The organism is Bifidobacterium [indicum] DSM 20214 = LMG 11587 (genome assembly GCF_000706765.1).
In the GTDB taxonomy this organism is placed as follows: domain Bacteria; phylum Actinomycetota; class Actinomycetes; order Actinomycetales; family Bifidobacteriaceae; genus Bombiscardovia; species Bombiscardovia coryneformis.
The window spans coordinates 411489-428316 of sequence record NZ_CP006018.1; the positions used below are offsets into that span (position 1 = coordinate 411489).

Annotated in this window: 13 protein-coding genes; all 13 read left to right on the plus strand. The window is 62.6% G+C overall.

Features of this window, described 5'->3' with window-relative positions; genetic code table 11:
- The first annotated feature begins 17 nt into the window (after positions 1–17).
- The 13 genes from BINDI_RS01510 to BINDI_RS01570 all read left to right on the plus strand — a co-directional run bounded on the left by BINDI_RS01510 (position 18) and on the right by BINDI_RS01570 (position 16806).
- Entirely contained in the window at positions 18–2369 is a 2352-nt protein-coding gene (locus BINDI_RS01510) for a S9 family peptidase (RefSeq protein WP_052357142.1), read from the plus strand.
- Positions 2370–2402: 33 nt separating this feature from the next.
- Entirely contained in the window at positions 2403–3446 is a 1044-nt protein-coding gene (locus tag BINDI_RS01515) for a 3-isopropylmalate dehydrogenase (RefSeq protein ID WP_033491568.1), read from the plus strand.
- Between the two features lie 52 nt (positions 3447–3498).
- On the plus strand, positions 3499–4566 hold the full coding sequence (locus tag BINDI_RS07065; protein ID WP_237742955.1) for a TM2 domain-containing protein: 1068 nt from the start codon (positions 3499–3501) through the stop codon (positions 4564–4566).
- Complete coding sequence (locus tag BINDI_RS01525) at positions 4566–5807, plus strand: lipoate--protein ligase family protein (RefSeq protein ID WP_052109084.1); 1242 nt, start codon at positions 4566–4568, stop codon at positions 5805–5807. The genes BINDI_RS07065 and BINDI_RS01525 overlap by 1 nt, the downstream gene beginning before the upstream one ends.
- 105 nt (positions 5808–5912) lie before the next feature.
- Positions 5913–6632 (plus strand): Crp/Fnr family transcriptional regulator, encoded by a 720-nt coding sequence (locus BINDI_RS01530; protein ID WP_033491569.1) that lies wholly within the window; start codon positions 5913–5915, stop codon positions 6630–6632.
- A gap of 65 nt (positions 6633–6697) precedes the next feature.
- A complete protein-coding gene (locus BINDI_RS01535; RefSeq protein ID WP_052109094.1) occupies positions 6698–9034 on the plus strand; it encodes a transglycosylase domain-containing protein in 2337 nt (778 codons plus the stop codon).
- Between the two features lie 146 nt (positions 9035–9180).
- Positions 9181–10347 (plus strand): NADH:flavin oxidoreductase/NADH oxidase, encoded by a 1167-nt coding sequence (locus tag BINDI_RS01540; RefSeq protein ID WP_081830745.1) that lies wholly within the window; start codon positions 9181–9183, stop codon positions 10345–10347.
- 30 nt (positions 10348–10377) lie between these two features.
- Entirely contained in the window at positions 10378–11136 is a 759-nt protein-coding gene (locus BINDI_RS01545; RefSeq protein WP_033491573.1) for a polyprenol monophosphomannose synthase, read from the plus strand.
- Positions 11137–11407: 271 nt separating this feature from the next.
- Positions 11408–12262 carry a DeoR/GlpR family DNA-binding transcription regulator gene (locus BINDI_RS01550; protein ID WP_081830746.1) on the plus strand — a complete coding sequence of 285 codons (855 nt, stop codon included), beginning with the start codon at positions 11408–11410 and terminating at the stop codon, positions 12260–12262.
- Positions 12263–12347: 85 nt separating this feature from the next.
- Positions 12348–13622 carry a galactose-1-phosphate uridylyltransferase gene (gene galT / locus BINDI_RS01555; RefSeq protein ID WP_033491574.1) on the plus strand — a complete coding sequence of 425 codons (1275 nt, stop codon included), beginning with the start codon at positions 12348–12350 and terminating at the stop codon, positions 13620–13622.
- A gap of 111 nt (positions 13623–13733) precedes the next feature.
- Positions 13734–14993 carry a galactokinase gene (gene galK, locus BINDI_RS01560; RefSeq protein ID WP_033491576.1) on the plus strand — a complete coding sequence of 420 codons (1260 nt, stop codon included), beginning with the start codon at positions 13734–13736 and terminating at the stop codon, positions 14991–14993.
- A 163-nt stretch (positions 14994–15156) separates the two neighbouring features.
- A complete protein-coding gene (locus BINDI_RS01565) occupies positions 15157–15429 on the plus strand; it encodes an ACT domain-containing protein (RefSeq protein ID WP_033491577.1) in 273 nt (90 codons plus the stop codon).
- A gap of 12 nt (positions 15430–15441) precedes the next feature.
- A complete protein-coding gene (locus BINDI_RS01570) occupies positions 15442–16806 on the plus strand; it encodes a PFL family protein (RefSeq protein WP_033491578.1) in 1365 nt (454 codons plus the stop codon).
- Positions 16807–16828: the final 22 nt, after the last annotated feature.

Consider the following 16828-nt stretch of genomic DNA (forward strand, 5'->3'; position numbering starts at 1 on the left):
GCGCACCCGGCAAGTATGTGGAGCAGGAGAACCAGTACTGCCAGGAGAGGTTGAGTCATCTTGCCGGGTTGCGCCGGACCCTCCTGGACGAGTTCAAGGCCCGGGTGCAGGAGACCGACATGTCGGTGCCTACCCGAATCCAGGGCTACTGGTACTTCGGCAGAACACTGGAGGGGAGTCAGTACGGCCTTCAGTGCCGCCTGCCCGTCAGGGGCGATGATGACTGGGATCCGCCTCTGATCGATAAGGGAAGCGCCCCGGGTTCCCTGCCGGGGGAGGAGATCATCTTCGACGCCAACAAGGAATCCCAGGGCCATGACTTCTTCGCCCTGGGTTGCCTGGACCTGAGCAGGGACGGAAGGTGGATGCTCTACGGGCTGGATACCAGCGGGAACGAGCGTTATGACCTGCGCATCCGAGACCTCTCCACCGGCAAGGACCTGCCTGACCGGATCGACCAGGTGTCGTCCGGGGCCGTACTGACACCCGATGGGAAGTGGGTCTTCTACACCACCGTGGACCAGGCCTGGAGGCCCTGTGCCGTGTGGCGTCACCAGGTCGGGCAACCCCGGGATGAGGACGTCCGGGTCTTCGAAGAACCCGACCAACGCTTCTGGGTGGGCCTGGGCCTGAGCTTTGACGAGGCCAGTCTGATGATCGGATCCTCATCCAAGACCACCAGCGAGGTCCTCATGCTCTCCCTGGAGGACCCGACCGGTGACTTCGTTCCCTTCATCCCCCGCCAGGACGGGGTCGAGTACGATGTGAGCCTGAGCCGCCTGGAGGGGGCCGGGCCCGATGGGGAGGACCTTCCGGTTGCGGTGGTCTACCACAATGTGCTGAACCCGAATTTCCAAGTCGATCTGATCGATATGAGCCGGACCAAGCCGCCCTACCACCTTGGTCAGGGGGTCTGCATCGCCCAGGGCAGCCCGTATGGGTGTGAACAGGGAGGGGCTGATGCGGGCCAATCCCCGGATACGCCCTATCGGAACCCTGCAAACCCGGCCATTCTCCAGGGCGCTCGCGGACTGGGCATCGAGGGCATGGGCATCCACCGCAGTTTTGTGGTCATGACCTACCGGGCCGACAGCCTGCCCCGCCTTGCGGTGATTCCCAAGGAGGAGGCCATCGAGGACCTTCGTGCCGGTCGTCCCTGGCGCTTCCGCCAGGTGGTTCCCGGGCAGGGCCTGTTGGACCATGCCGATCGGGGAAGCGGTCAGGGCAGGGTCTACAGCATCGCCTCATCCGACAACCCCTCCTACGAAGCCCCCACCATGCGGTACATCTTCAGCAGCTATACGGTTCCATCGGAGCTGCATGAGATGGATCCGGCAACGGGCGCCGACCGGCTCCTTAAACGGGCCGAGGTCCTGGGTGATTTCGACCCGGACAGGTATGCCGAACGTCGCCTTTGGGTGGATGTGCGAGACGGTGCCAGGGTGCCCGTCTCCCTGGTCTGGCGGCGGGGGATGGTCCCTGCCTTGGATGCCGATGGAAGGACCGGTCTGGATGATGAGGTCATCCCGGCGCCGTCCGATCCCGGCCGTCTGCCCTGGCCCGGCGACGAGGCCTCCACCTCCCGGAGTCTGCAGGGCGGATCGCCCATGTTCATCACCGGGTACGGGGCCTACGAGATAAGCTCCGATCCTGGTTTCTCGACTGGCCGCCTGAGTCTCCTGGACAGGGGTGTGCTTTATGCCGTCCCACACGTGCGGGGCGGGGGAGAGATGGGGCGGGCCTGGTACGAGCAGGGTCGCAGACTCCAGAAGAGGCATACCTTCGAGGACTTCATCGACGTAACGGCCGCCCTGCAGGCCAAGGGGTGGGCTGACCCGCTCCATACGGTGGCGAACGGCGGTTCGGCTGGCGGTCTTCTCATGGGTGCCGTGGCCAACATGGCTCCCCAGCTCTATGCCGGGATCGAGGCCGATGTGCCATTTGTGGATGCCCTGACCAGCATCCTGGACCCGGACCTTCCCCTGACCGTGACCGAGTGGGACGAGTGGGGGGACCCCCTGCACGACCCGGAGGTCTACCGGTACATGAAGTCCTATTCTCCCTATGAGAACGTCCAGAACGCCGACGAGCGCATCCGCGACCATGGCACCGGGCACTTCCCGGCCATCCTGATCACCACCTCCATGAACGACACCCGCGTGCTCTACGTGGAACCGCTCAAGTGGGTGGCCAGGCTCCAGGAGCCTCGTGTCGGTGCGGACGCCCTGATCAAGGTCGAGGTGGAGGCCGGGCACGGGGGAATCAGCGGGCGCTACAGGCAATGGGAGGAACTGGCGTTCGAGAATGCCTGGTGCCTGTCCATCATGGTTCCCGATCAAACCCCTGTCCGGGATTCGGTATCTTCCTGAGACGGCCCCGGTGCCCTTATCTATGCTCGGAATATGAGCGATACGAAGAAACAGACCTATCACATTGCCGTCATTCCGGGAGACGGCATCGGCAAGGAGATCGTCCCCGAGGCCCAGGCGGTTCTGGAGAAGGTGACCGAGGGGCGGGCGAACTTCGAATATGTTGATTTCGACCTTGGTGCCGAGCGCTACCTGCGTGACGGGGCCATCCTGCCGGACGAGGAACTGGAGAGGCTCAAGCAGCAGGATGCCATACTCCTGGGGGCCATCGGTGATCCCCGGATCAAGGCGGGCATCCTGGAGCGGGGTCTTCTGCTCAAGATGCGGTTTGAACTCGATCAGTATGTGAATCTGCGTCCTTCCAAGTTGTACAAGGGTGTGGTCTCGCCCCTGGCCGATCCTGGCGACATCGACTTCGTCGTGGTTCGCGAGGGGACGGAGGGCCTTTATGCCGGCGCCGGCGGTTCCGTCCGCCGCGGCACCCCCCAGGAGGTGGCCACCGAGGTTTCCATCAACACCGCTTTCGGGGCGGAGAGGGTCGTCCGTTATGCCTACAAGCTGGCCATGAAGCGGCGCAGGAAGCTGACCCTGGTTCACAAGAAGAACGTTCTGACCAATGCCGGTGACATGTGGCAACGCCTGGTTGACCAGGTGGGGGAGGAGTACCCCGAGGTGGAGCGTGAGTACCTGCACGTCGATGCCTCGACCATCTTCCTGGTGACCGAGCCGAGCCGTTTCGACGTGATTGTGACCGACAACCTCTTCGGTGACATCCTTACGGACGAGGCCGGAGCCGTGGTGGGCGGCGTGGGCTACTCCGCCTCGGGCTGCATCAACGCCAGCAACACCTACCCGTCCATGTTCGAACCCATCCACGGGTCCGCTCCCGACATTGCCGGCAAGGGGATCGCCAACCCCACGGCCGCCATCCTGTCGGCCGCGATGCTGCTTGACCATCTGGGCTTCGACCAGGAAGCGGACAGAATCAACAAGGCCGTTGAGGACGACATCGCAGAGCTGGGGGCAACAAGCCGCTCCACCAGCCGGATCGGAAAGGACATCCTGGGCAGATTGTGAGTCATTTCGCCCCTTGCAGGGCTTTTAGGGACTCTGGTCTACTCTTGAGAACATGACTATGGACGATTATCGGCAATTCGCAGACGATGACCCCCAGGCCAGGACCGGTTGGTCAGGCACCGACGGACAGGAGGGACCGAATCCTGCTGGGGCGCAGATCCCCCAGTCTTCGCCCGATTCAAACCCGTCGCCCTCCTCCCAGTACCCGCAGGATGGCCAGACGAGCCAGCAATTCATGCAGATGCCGGTGGAGCCGCAGCCGTCCTCGAATGAAACGACCGTCACTCCTTCATATGGGCAACAGTATGGCGATCAACCCTCCAGCCAGCCTGATGTGAGTATGGGGCAGGGTGCAACCCCTGCTTTCCCCTCACAGGGCAATCAGGCAGGTGCGACCACGGCCCAGTCCTACGGTGTGCCGGCCTCCGGGCCGCAGTCGGCCCCGGCGCAGTCTTATGCCGGCCAGCCTTATGGCTCTGCGGCCTATGGTGCGCAGCCTGGTGAAGGGCAGCCGTATGGAACCGGGGCGTATCCGACGCAATCCAGCGGCGCACAGGCTTATGATGGCCGCTCGTATGGCTCGCAACCATACGGACAGTCCAACCAGCCCTGGTCGGATCCGGCTCAGCCGTATGCAACTCAGCAATACCCGGCTCAGCAATACCCGGCTCAGCAATATCCTGCCCAGCAGTACGCAGCACAGCCTTATGCCGGTCAGCAATATCCGGCCCAACAGCAGTACGGCGCGCAGCAGTATCAGCAGAATCAACAGTACGGAACCGGATATGCTCCGGCCTACCAGGCACCTGCCAATCCCGGGTACGCCCCTCCGACCTATGTGCAGCCGGTTCCACCCCTGGCCAATCCCGCTCGCCACTCACGCTTGGCCGCCGGCCTGCTCAGCATCTTCCTCGGCGTCTTCGGTGTAGGGAACTTCTACCTTGGTCATACAGGCAAGGGCATGGCGCAGCTCATGATTACCCTGATCGGGTTTTTCTTCTTCTTCCTCGGTCCGTTCATCTCCAGCGTCTGGAGCCTGATTGAGGGAATACTGATTCTGGTTTCCTCGCCCGGATCAAAATGGCATCGTGACGGCTACGGACAGGAGCTGACCGATTAATGCCGTCTGTCCTTCGGGGGGAGTGCAAGGAGCCCGGTGGGAAACTGGTGGCGGTCGCCCTGCAGCTTGGACGGACGTCCGACGGGCGTCCCTGTCTGGATTCCTGCAGGATCGACGGTGACTTCTTCATCGATTACCGTTCGGATGGTCGGACCTCTGATGGGCTTCTGACCGCCCTGGAGTCCGCCATGATGAAGATGCGGCTGCCCCTGGATCCCGACTATGCAAGGACCACCCTCGATGCGGTCATGGACAGGCACGATGCCGAACGGATCCTGGGCATATCCTCGCCTTCCCTGGTCACGGCCATGACCAGGGCCCTTCCATCCGAGCAGGTCCGAAGCGGGAATGCCGACATGGCCGCCGTACCCGAGGGGAGCTTGACCGATACCGATTCCGGCAGGCGAGGCTGTGAAGCCGATGATGCGGATACCGGTTTGGATGAAGCCCTGAGACGATGGGCGGAACTGGACCTGACCGTCGTCAAGGATCGTCCGCGAGACCCGGCCATGCAGATGGCGATGGACCAGGCCCTGGCCGAGTCCGTGGCAGATGGCACGCAACCTCCCACCCTCCGCATCTGGCAGTGGTCGGCCCCTGCCGTGGTGCTGGGACGTTTCCAATCCCTTGCCAACGAGGTCCATCCGGACCGGGCCAGGAAGTCTGGATTCACCGTGGTCAGGCGCTGCACGGGCGGAGGTGCCATGTTCGTCGAGCCTGACAGGGTCATCACATACTCCCTGTATGTGCCCGCCTCGTTCGTACGCGGTCTGGATCCGATTCGGTCCTACCGCCTATGCGACCTCTGGCTGATTCGCGCATTGCGAGCCCAGGGAATCGAGGCCGGCTGGGAGGGACTCAACGACATCGCCTCACCCAGGGGCAAGATGGGTGGCGCCTCCCAGCGCCGTTTCCCGGGTAGGGGAGGCGGTCCGGGCGGGCTCCTCCACCATGTGACCCTCTCATACTCGATTGATGCCGAACTGATGGTTCGGATTCTGAACACCTCCCAGGAAAAAATCAGCGACAAGGCCGTGCAATCGGCCAAAAGCCGGGTGGATCCGATTGGGAGGCAGACCGGTCTGGGCCGCATGGCCCTGGTCAATGGAATCCTGCGGACCCTCACAACCCTGGCGGGAAGCGTGAGCATGGGGGAGCCTGGCCATGGCCTGGAGGAGAGAGCCGCCCGACTTGCCGAGGAACGATACCTCCGACCTGGTTGGACAGGAGTCATCGAATGAGTGTGTCTATAATCATTGACAGCCAGTCAGGTGTACCCATTGCCAGCGTCCGTCCAGGTGCGAGGTCGATGACGACTTGCCCGGTGGTGCAAGAAGGAGTGAAGTATGGCGGTCCACAAGCCCAATGAGATTCCCGAGGAAGGGAATGCCCTGAGGCAGACCGCCCTGTTCAAGCAGGTGCCGCAGGACGAGGTCGACCAGCTTCTCGACAGCCTGAGTGAGTACACCTTCTCCAAGGGTTCCACCATCTTCCGCCAGGGTGATACGGACCATCGCATGTACCTGGTCGAGGAGGGCAGGGTCAAGCTGGTGAGGCAGTCGGTCGACAGGCGTATCCAGCTCCTCAGCATCCACGGACGTGGCGAGATTCTTGGTGAGATTCCGGTCTTCGACCCGACAGGTGGCCCCCGGACGGCCTCGGCGGTGGTCATGGTCAACCGGACCAAGGTGGCCGCCCTGGACCACGATGCGCTCTTCGATTGGCTCAATCAGCATCCCAAGGTGGCCGTGGACATGCTCCAGGTCCTGGCCAACCGCCTACGGACCAACAACGAGCGGATATCTGACCTGGTCTTCATGGACGTCCCGGCCCGCCTGGCCAAGACCCTCCTCAACCTGGCCACCCGCTTCGGTGAGCCCTTCGAGCAGGGGCTGATGGTGCCTCACGACCTCACCCAGGAAGAGCTGGCCCAGTTGGTGGGGGCCTCCAGGGAGACCGTCAACAAGGCCTTGATGGACTTCTCGAACAGGGGTTGGATCTCTCGACGGGGCCGTACCATCATCATCTTCCAGCCCGGCGCCCTGATCCGGCGCTCGCGCATGTAGGAACCCCATGAACAAGTCGACATGATTTTTCATGTCGGTAGAGCCGAGGCTCTACTATGGATTTCATGCCCGAAAAAAAGAAGTCCATGACTGTACGCCGCTTCTTCACCCTGCTTTTGGCCTACCTCCTGTTCTGCGTGGCAGGTGGTGTGGTGGTCTCAGGGTTTCTTTTTCCGGCCGTTCTCGGCGTGAATGCGGCCGCCACGAACATGATGCCGGCTCTGAAGACCGAGAACATCGACTTCAACGTGAATGACCTGCCCCAGCAGTCCAGGCTCTACGCCTCTGACGGGCACACGGTCATCGCCACCTTCTATGCCCAGAACAGGATAGTGGTGCCGATCAAGAACGTTTCGGGCTATATGCAGAAGGCCGTCGTGGCCCGGGAGGACCGCCGCTTCTTCGAGCACTCAGGCGTGGATACCCAGGGCGTTCTCAGGGCCTTCATCCAGACGTATATCAAGCAGGGCGATACCCAGGGAGGGTCCACGCTGACCCAGCAGTATGTCAAGAACATGCTCATGAACCAGGCTGAGGAGAACAACGACCCCATCGCCGAGTACCACGCCCAGGAGGAGACCATCGCCCGCAAGATGCGGGAGATGCTGATCGCCGTGCAGATGGAGAAGAAGTACTCCAAGCCCGAGATTCTCCAGGGGTACCTGAACATCGCCCAGTTCGGCACCAACGTGTACGGGGTGGAAACTGCCGCTCGACGCTACTTCAACAAGTCCGCCAAGAACCTGGACCCGGGTGAGGCGGCCACCATCGCGGCCGTGACCAAGAACCCGGCCAGATTCGACCCCACGGTGGACATCAATGCCTCCCAGGAGCAACGCAACATCGTCCTTGACCTGATGCTCCAGGAACACTACATCGATCGGGAGCAGCATGACCAGGCCAGGTCCAAACCCCTTGAGGAGACGCTCCATGTGCAGAGCGTCGACGCGGGTTGCCAGGCTGCCGGGGATGCCGCCTTCTTCTGCGATTACGTAACCAAGCAGATACTCAACTCCAAGGAGTTCGGAAAGACCCAGGAGGACCGTAACAAACTCCTGAAGGAGGGCGGTCTCGATATCTACACCACCATGGATGTGGACGCCAATGCGGCGGCTATGCAGGCGGCGAGGGACACGATTCCCGTTGACGATCCCAGTGGCTTCGAGGTCACCATGGCAGCCATCAGGCCAGGCACCGGTGAGGTTCTGGGCTTCGGAATCAACAGGATCTACGACGCCACCCAGAATTCAGGTGGTGGTACCCGTACGGCCATCAACTACGCCGTAGACCAGGTGGATGGCGGCGGTTGGGGCTTCCCCGTCGGATCCACATGGAAGCCCATCAACATGGCTGCCTGGATGAAAGAGGGCAGGTCGATCAACGAGCCCCTGCGGACCATGACCAACTACAACCAGTCGACCTTCAACTGCCAGGAGCCCGACGGGACCTCCTATGGGTTCGGCAGCGGCAACTGGCACGTAGAGAACTCCGGCGGCGGCACCACCTCGCCGGAGACCCCGCTCCAGGGTCTGGTCCGGTCCCACAACACCACCCAGGCGTCCATGGCTCAGCAGATCGGACTCTGTTCCATCGCCGACACGGCCAAGGACCTGGGATACCACAATTCTCCCAGGGACCAGATGGACATCCACTCGCCCAACTCGTTCCAGCTGCCCATGACCATCGGCTCCGTTCAGGCATCACCCCTGACCATGGCCAATGTCTATGCCACCCTGGCGGCCAAGGGCACTGCCTGCACCCCGATAGCCATGACAAAGGTGGTCGATAAGAACAACAAGAACCTGAAGGTCCCCAAGGCCAACTGCCATCAGGCCATCGAGCCGGGCATCGCCGAGACCGTGGCCTACGCCATGAACCAGGGTGTGGTCCAGCCGGGCGGCGAGGCGGCCACAACCCAGCTGGACGGCGGACGCAAGACCTTCGCCAAGACGGGCACGCATGAGGACAAGTACATGACCACCGGCGGATTCGTGCCCCAGGTGGCCGCCTTCGTGACCGTGGGCAACGCCGAGGGGCAGGTGTCCTTCAGTGGCAAGACCATCAACGGCAGGTCCATGGGGACCTGGTTCGGCATGTATATCGCCACCCCGGCCTGGAAGGAGTTCATGAACACCTATCTGGCCGCCGCCAACATCGCGCCTGACAACGATTATGGCAATCCCGATCCCAAGTTCACCCGCGCAGTGGCCATGCAGGGCAAGACCGAGAGCCAGCAGCAACAGGAGCAGGAGGAGGCCCGGCGGCGGGCGCAGGAAGAGGCGCAGCGACGGGCACAGGAGGAAGAACAACAGCGTGCCCGACAGCAGGCCGAGCAGCAGGCTCAACAGCAACAACATGCGGAGCAACAACCTGTTGCTCCTGCCCAGCCGCAGGACCAGTAGGCTTCCATCTGGACCTCGTGCCTAAAATGGCGGTATAGGGAAGCTCACACGAGTGGTCATCGTGGCGGGGCGGCAACGGGTTGAGCAAGTGAAATTGCGGTTTCTCGCGGCTCGTCCCCGCACGGTCACAGAGAGGCAGGGGCCGTATGGGTCATGGCAACGTGAATGGGGGAAACCCACTGAAAGGCGAGAAGGGGAGGGGCAAGGTGAGTAGTCAGTTGCCCGACCTTTTCGAGCCCATGCAGTTGCGTGACCTGCAGATTCGCAACCGGGCCTGGCTGCCCCCGATGGACACCTACTCCTGCGTGAACCAGGATGGCATTCCCACCAACTTCCACTACCAGCATTACGTCTCCAGGGCCCTGGGTGGTTTTGGTGTGGTCATAGCCGAGGCCACCGCGGTCAACCCCCAGGGACGTATCTCGCCCTGTGATTTGGGCATCTGGAACGACAGGCAGGCCAGTGCCTGGCAGGGAATCGTCACCGACATCAAGGCCGCCGGTGCCCAGCCCTTCATTCAGCTCAACCACTCCGGGCGCAAGGGGTCGTCAGGGTGTACGCCCACCGGTCACATCAACGCCACCGTCCCGGCCTCCGAAGGGGGCTGGCAGCCCCTGGCGCCAAGCCCCATCGCTTATGGGGACATGGACACCCCTGCCGAACTGTCGAGGATGGAGGTATCCACAATCGTGGCCGATTTCCGCTCGGCCGCCATGCGGGCCGTCAAGGCGGGGTTCGAGGGGATCGAGATTCACGCCGCCCATGGGTACCTGCTCTCCGAGTTCCTGGACCCGCTGACCAACCACCGGAAGGACGAATACGGTGGCAGGCTGTCCGGCAGGATGCGGGCCCTGATTGAGGTCACCGATGCCGTACGTGAGGTGATTCCGGCCGGAATGCCCCTTCTGGTACGAATTTCGGCCACTGACTGGGCCGACGGCGGCTGGGGTCTGGAGGAGACGGTCAAAACGGCCAAGGTGCTGAACGAACATGGGGTGGACCTGATTGACGTGTCGACAGGTGGCATCGTTCCGGGGGTCACCATTCCCGCCGGCCCAAATTACCAGGTGCCATTCTCCTTCCAGGTGCGCAGCAAGGCCCTGATTCCGACCACGGCCGTGGGGTTGATCACCAAGGCCAAGCAGGCCGACAAGATTATCCGCAAGGGTCAGGCCGACGCGGTGGAGATTGGGCGGGCCGGTCTGCGCGACCCTTACTGGCCGCTCAGGGCCGCCCACAAACTGGGCATGGACAAGGCGGACATTCCTTACCCTGACCCGTATCGGCGCGGGGCCTACGGGACCAATCGCTGAGAGTACCGCCTTGGCAGGGGCTGAAGGCAGATGAGCAGAGCAGTGCTGAATGACCAGGGCCTGGGGACTCTGGTGGTCATGCCGACCTATCAGGAGGCGCAGAATATCAGGACCACCCTTGAGGCCCTTCTGAGAGTCTGCCCGGAGGTCCATGTGCTGGTGGTGGATGATGGATCGCCGGATGGGACCGGTAGGATTGCCGATGCCATGGCCCTGGAGGATGCACGCGTGTCGGTGCTGCATCGAGATGTGCGGCAAGGGCTGGGGCCGGCCTATGTGGCCGGGTTCCGATGGGCCCTGGAACGAGGGTACAGGCGTATCTGCGAGATGGATATGGACGGATCGCATCGGCCCCAGGACATGGCCAGGGTTCTGCAGTATGCAGAGGGTCATCCCGAAGTCGATCTGGTCATCGGTTCGCGTAGGGTCCCTGGTGGAAGTACCCGCAATTGGCCCTGGTACCGCGATCTGATTTCGCGCCTGGGTTCCTGGTATGCCAGGATGGCACTGGGGATGCCCGTCAGGGACATGACCGCCGGTCTGAGGGCTTATCGGGCCGAGGCCCTTGGGAAAATCGACCTGGACCGGTTGCATTCCAGCGGGTACGTCTTCCAGATCGATATGCTCCGACGGATCGTGGCCGGCGGTGGCAGGGTCCATGAGGTCCCCATCGTCTTCGTGGAACGGATACGGGGGCGGTCCAAGATGGACACGGGGATTGTCCTTGAGGCCGTGGTCCAGGTGACCAGATGGGGCTGGGGCAGGCTTCTGGGTCGGCCCATCCGATAGGTCCGGGGGCACATCATGGTCGCGGCATCCGCCGGGGAACGTTACATTTTGGGATGTTTCCTGTAGGCGGTGTTCACTTTTGCTGGCGACCGAATTGGTTCCATTTCAATCTCCTTGTGGCTATGATACCGGGAAGGTGCGGATGGTAATCGAGTTCACAATGGCGGGATTGGACGGTTGCTGGATTTGGCTCATACGGTCTTACGGCTGAAAGGCCCGGCTGTGGAGCGGCGACAATGAACGAAAACCGGATTTGAGTTTTTGGTCGAATGTGTGCGATAATGTGCGAATGATATCGTCGCAGCGCCAACATTTGATTCTGAACCGGCTACGTACCCGTGGTGCCGTTCGCATCACGGCCCTGTCCAAGGAGCTGGGTGTCTCGGCCATGACCATACGGCGGGACATTGCGGATCTGGCCGATAAGGGCCTGCTCAAGAGGGTCCATGGTGGTGCAGTGACAACCAGCTCCCTTTTGGCGGAGCCCCTCTTTTCGGTCAAGTCCCAGATGGACATGGGGCTCAAGGACACCATCGCCCGCAGGGCCATCGACTATGTTTCCCCCGGCGATGTGATTGCCATCGGGGGAGGGACCACCGCCTACGTCTTCGCCCAGCACCTCCTGGAGAGCAGGCGTTGTGCCGGGGTCACCATCCTGACGAATTCCATCCCGGTGGCCGAACTGGTCCAGGCCATGGAGAGCAAGGACGTCGAGGTCATCGTCACGGGTGGGGTCATCACCCGATCCAATTCCCTGGTCGGCCCCATCGCCGATAAGGTCGTTTCCTCCCTGAGGGTCAATACGGTCTTCCTGGGTACCCACTCGGTATCCATACCCCGCGGCTTCCTGATGCCCAATTCCCTGGAGGCGGCCACGGACATGGCCTTGATGGACATCGCCGACCGGACCATCATTCTGACGGACCACACCAAGTGGAGTTGCACATCCCTTTCCCTCTTCGCCGGGTTCGATCAGGTCGATACGGTCATCACGGACGATGAGCTGGACCGGCACTCGGCCGAGGCCACCAGGGGGTTGGTCAAGGAACTCGTCCTGGTTCCCACGACCCAGGCCGATCGTGGCCCTCACCCCGAGGGGCTGCCGGATACCCCTGCTCTGGAGTGACGCGGATGGAGGGATGTGACACCCGCTCGCGGGCAATTCGGGAATTTCCGTTCCATCAATAACCTAGGAAGGTGGATTTGAGACAATGAAGTCTGAACAGTTTGTTCCCCGGCGCTATGCGCCCGGAGCCTATGCATCCGAGCACATCCGCATCACCCCGACAAGACTGGCCGACGGCCGGCGGTTCTTCTATATGGATGACGATCCGGAGTATGTCTCCGGGAAGAAGACCAGGCGGCTGGATGATCCCCGGGACCTGCCCGACAGGTTCGCCCCGCACCTGGATGCTCACGGTGAAGAGATCCCCTTCCAGCCTCCGCAGATGCGCCGTGACCCCCTGACCGGCGATTGGATCCCGATGGCCACGTCCAGGATGAACCGGCCCATCACCGCAGGCTCCAAGGCCAAGGCGCAGGGTAATCCCCTGGCGGCCCGGAAGCCGGGAGACCCCTATCAGGATGGGGAGATTCCCGATGTGGATTACGATGTGGTGGTTTTCGAGAACCGCTTCCCTTCGATGATGCAGGTGCCAGGCAACACCTCTGCCGACGGCCCGGATCGGTTTGTCGATGGGAACCCGCTCTGGCCCGTACGTGAGGCCTCCGGCCACTGTGAAGTGGTCTGTTTCGACCCGGATGAGCATGCCCTCCCAGCCAGCCTGCCGGTGAGCCGCCTGAGAACGGTTGTGGAAGCCTGGGCCTTCCGCACCGCCGAGATTTCGGCCATGGATGGCATCGAGCAGATATTCCCCTTCGAAAACCACGGTCAGGAAATCGGCGTCTCCCTGGCCCACCCCCATGGGCAGATCTACTGCTATCCCTTCATCGCGCCGAGGATGGAACAGGAGTTGCGGCAGTGCCATGACTACCATGAGCGCACCGGCGGGAACCTCCTGGGCGACATCCTTCGGGGAGAGATCCGGGCCGGTGAACGGGTGGTCTTCCGCAATGCCACCTGGGTGGCCTATGTGCCCGCCGCGGCCCGGTGGCCCCTGGAGGTCCACATGGCCCCTGTGCGCGACGGAATCCTGACCCTGGACCAGCTCGATGACGAGGAGCGCTGGGGGCTGGCGCAGATGTACTCCACCCTCCTGAAGCGCGGCAACGCCTTCTTCGACAGGGGTGACGGGCAGGGGATGGATCTTCCCTACATTGCGGCGTGGCATCAGGCGCCCCTGCATGACGGGCGGCGTGAGACCTATCGCCTGAACCTGCAGTTCTTCTCCTTCCGCAGGGCTGTGGACAAAATCAAGTATCTTGCCGGTTCCGAATCCGGTATGGCCGCCTGGGTCTCCGATACCACACCCGAGCTGATCGCCCGGCGTTTCCGCCAGCTCGGCCCGGTGGACATAGGGGAGTAGGCGTACGCGAGTCAGGGTGGACGGTGCCGACGGTGATTCGGTCGGGGCCGATCCGCCAACGGTGTCCAAACCAAGGGGCAACCCAGTACAACGAAGGTTCAAAGGAGCATCATGAGTCAAGTACGGTTTATGGAGGCATGGAGCGGGGGAGAGACCGGCCAGGGGCCGGAAGGGGCGGTATCGCTCTTCAGCCGGGTCTACGGCCAGGAGCCCGCCGGGGTCTGGAGCGCTCCCGGCCGGGTCAACCTGATTGGTGAGCATACCGATTACAACGCCGGACTCTGCCTGCCCATAGCCCTGCCCCATCGGACCTTCGTGGCCCTGAAACCGCGACAGGACCATCGGGTCCGCCTGGTTTCCTCCATGGCCCCTGATGACCAAGTGCGGGTCGATCTGGACGGTCTTCAGGCCCGGGGCGTCACCGGTTGGGCATCTTATCCGGTGGGTGTTGCCTGGGCCTTGCGCCAGGCCGGATACGACCAGGTGGGCGGGTTTGACATGGCCCTGGCCTCCTGCGTGCCGGTCGGATCGGGGCTGAGCTCATCGGCCGCCATGACCTGCTCGACAGCCCTGGCCCTGGACGATCTCTTCGGTCTGGGGCTGGGCGGGAGCGACCAGGGCAGGGTGACCCTGATAGATGCCGCCGTCAGGGCCGAGAACGACATGGCCGGTGCCTCGACCGGCGGTATGGATCAGAGTGCCTCCATGCGTTGCCAGGCAGGAAAGGCCCTGCGCCTGGACTGCCGGCCGGAGCTGTCCGCCATGGAAAACGTGACCCAGGTCCCCTTCGATTTGGAGGCCAGGGGCCTGGAATTGCTGGTGGTCGATACGCAGGCCCAGCACCAGCTGAACGACGGACAGTACGAGCAGCGTCGCACCACCTGCGATGAGGCGGCCCGAATCCTGGGTGTGGGCAACCTGCGTCAGGTGGCCGATGAGGTCAAGGTCTCCGAGGATTCCGCCACCGCCCTTCAGGAGGTCCTGGAGAGGCTCCCGGATGAGGTCACCAGGCATCGGGTCCGGCACGTCATCACCGAGATAGGGCGGGTCGATCGGTTCATAGAGGCCTTCGGCAGGGGCGATGTGCAGGAGGCGGGGCGCCTCTTCAACGCCTCACATGACTCCCTGCGCGACGATTACCAGGTCACCTCACCGGAACTTGATCTGGCCGTGGATGTGGCCCGGGCCGAGGGTGCCTATGGTGCCAGGATGACCGGGGGTGGATTCGGTGGTTCCATCATCGCCCTGGTCGATGCCGGCAAGGGGCGTGGCATGGCCCAGACGATAGCGGACCGGTTCCATGCCGCCGGCTTCCATGAGCCCAGGGCTCTGGCGGCCTTGCCCTCTTCCTCCGCCCGGAGGGAGTGCTGAGTTCCGAGCAGCCGTCCATATGCCGGACTTACCGGCTTTCCAGCCCCCGTTTTCGGGGGCTTTTCTCTGCCTCCTCCTCTAAGCTGGGAAGCCATGACCCCTCAGGCGGACGGAGTCTGTCCTATTGGGCTTGAAGGGATATCCCAGGGTGGAGGAGGACCACATGAAAAAGGCGATCATCACGGTGGTGGGTCAGGACGCCATCGGCATCATCGGACGGGTCTGCACCAGCCTCTCCGGGAATTCAATCAATGTCCTTGACATCTCCCAGACCATCATCGACGGGTTCTTCAACATGATGATGATTGTCGATTGCTCCTCCTACGCGGGGGAGTTCGATGACCTGGTCCGTGATCTGGATGCCCTGGGTGAGGATATCGGCGTCTCCATCAGGTGCCAGCGTGAGGAGATATTCACCCGGATGCACAGGGTCTGAGGGGGCTGCGCCATGATTACACCCGATGAGGTCCAAGAGACCAATGCCATGATCGACCGGGAACGGTTGGATGTCCGTACCATCACCATGGGCATCAGTCTCCTGGACTGCGCCAGCCATGATGTTGACATGCTCTGCAGGAACATCCACCGCAAGGTGGTCTCCCTGGCCAAGGACCTGGTTTCGACAGGGGAGTCCATAGCCCACCAATACGGGATTCCCATCGTCAACAAGCGGATCACCGTCACCCCCATCTCCCTGGTGGCCGCTGGGGCCTGCCACTCGGTCGATGACTATGTGGCCGTGGCCAAGGCCTTGGATATGTCGGCCAAGGAGGTCGGTGTTAATTTCATCGGAGGCTATTCGGCCCTGGTCTCCAAGTCCATGACCCCGGCGGAGCGCCTCCTGATCAAGTCCCTGCCCCGCGCCCTGAGCCAGACCGAGAGGGTCTGCGCCAGTGTCAACGTGGGCTCGACCAAGACCGGCATCGACATGGATGCCGTGGCCCTGATGGGGCGGGTCATCAAGGCTGTGGCGCAGGCAACCGGGGACACCGACAGTTCGGGGTGCACCAAGCTGGTTGTCTTCTGCAATGCTCCGGACGACAACCCCTTCATGGCCGGTGGCTTCCACGGCGTGACCGAAGGCGATGCCGTCATCAACGTGGGCGTTTCAGGTCCGGGCGTGGTCAAGACCGCCTTGGAAACCGCTCGTGGTGCCAGTTTCGACCAGCTCTGCGAGACCATCAAGCGTACCGCCTTCAAGATCACCAGGATGGGGCAGCTGGTGGCGCAGGAGGCCTCGCGGCGTTTGGACCTTCCCTTCGGCATCATCGATCTCTCCCTGGCTCCGACACCGGCCGTGGGCGACTCGGTGGGTGAGGTCCTGCGTGAGATGGGTCTGGAGCAGGTTGGCGCTCCCGGCACCACCGCAGCCCTGGCCATCCTCAACGACCAGGTCAAGAAGGGCGGCATCATGGCTTCAAGCTATGTGGGTGGCCTCTCTGGAGCCTTCATCCCTGTTTCCGAAGACGCAACGATGATCCAGGCGGCCGCCGAGGGGAGTCTGACTCTCGAAAAGCTGGAGGCCATGACCTGCGTCTGTTCGGTTGGTCTGGATATGATTCCCATCCCCGGCGATACCAGCGCCGAGTCCATCTCCGGCATCATCGCCGACGAGGCGGCCATCGGCATGATCAATCAGAAGACCACGGCAGTCAGATTGATTCCGGTTGCGGGCAAGGGTGTGGGGGACACGGCGGAATTCGGCGGACTCATGGGAGGCGGCCCCATCCTGCCTGTCAACGACCGCTCCTGCGCCGACTTCATCAATCGTGGAGGACGCATCCCGGCCCCCATACACAGTTTCAAGAACTGACCGGTACGAGGCTGTCATACGT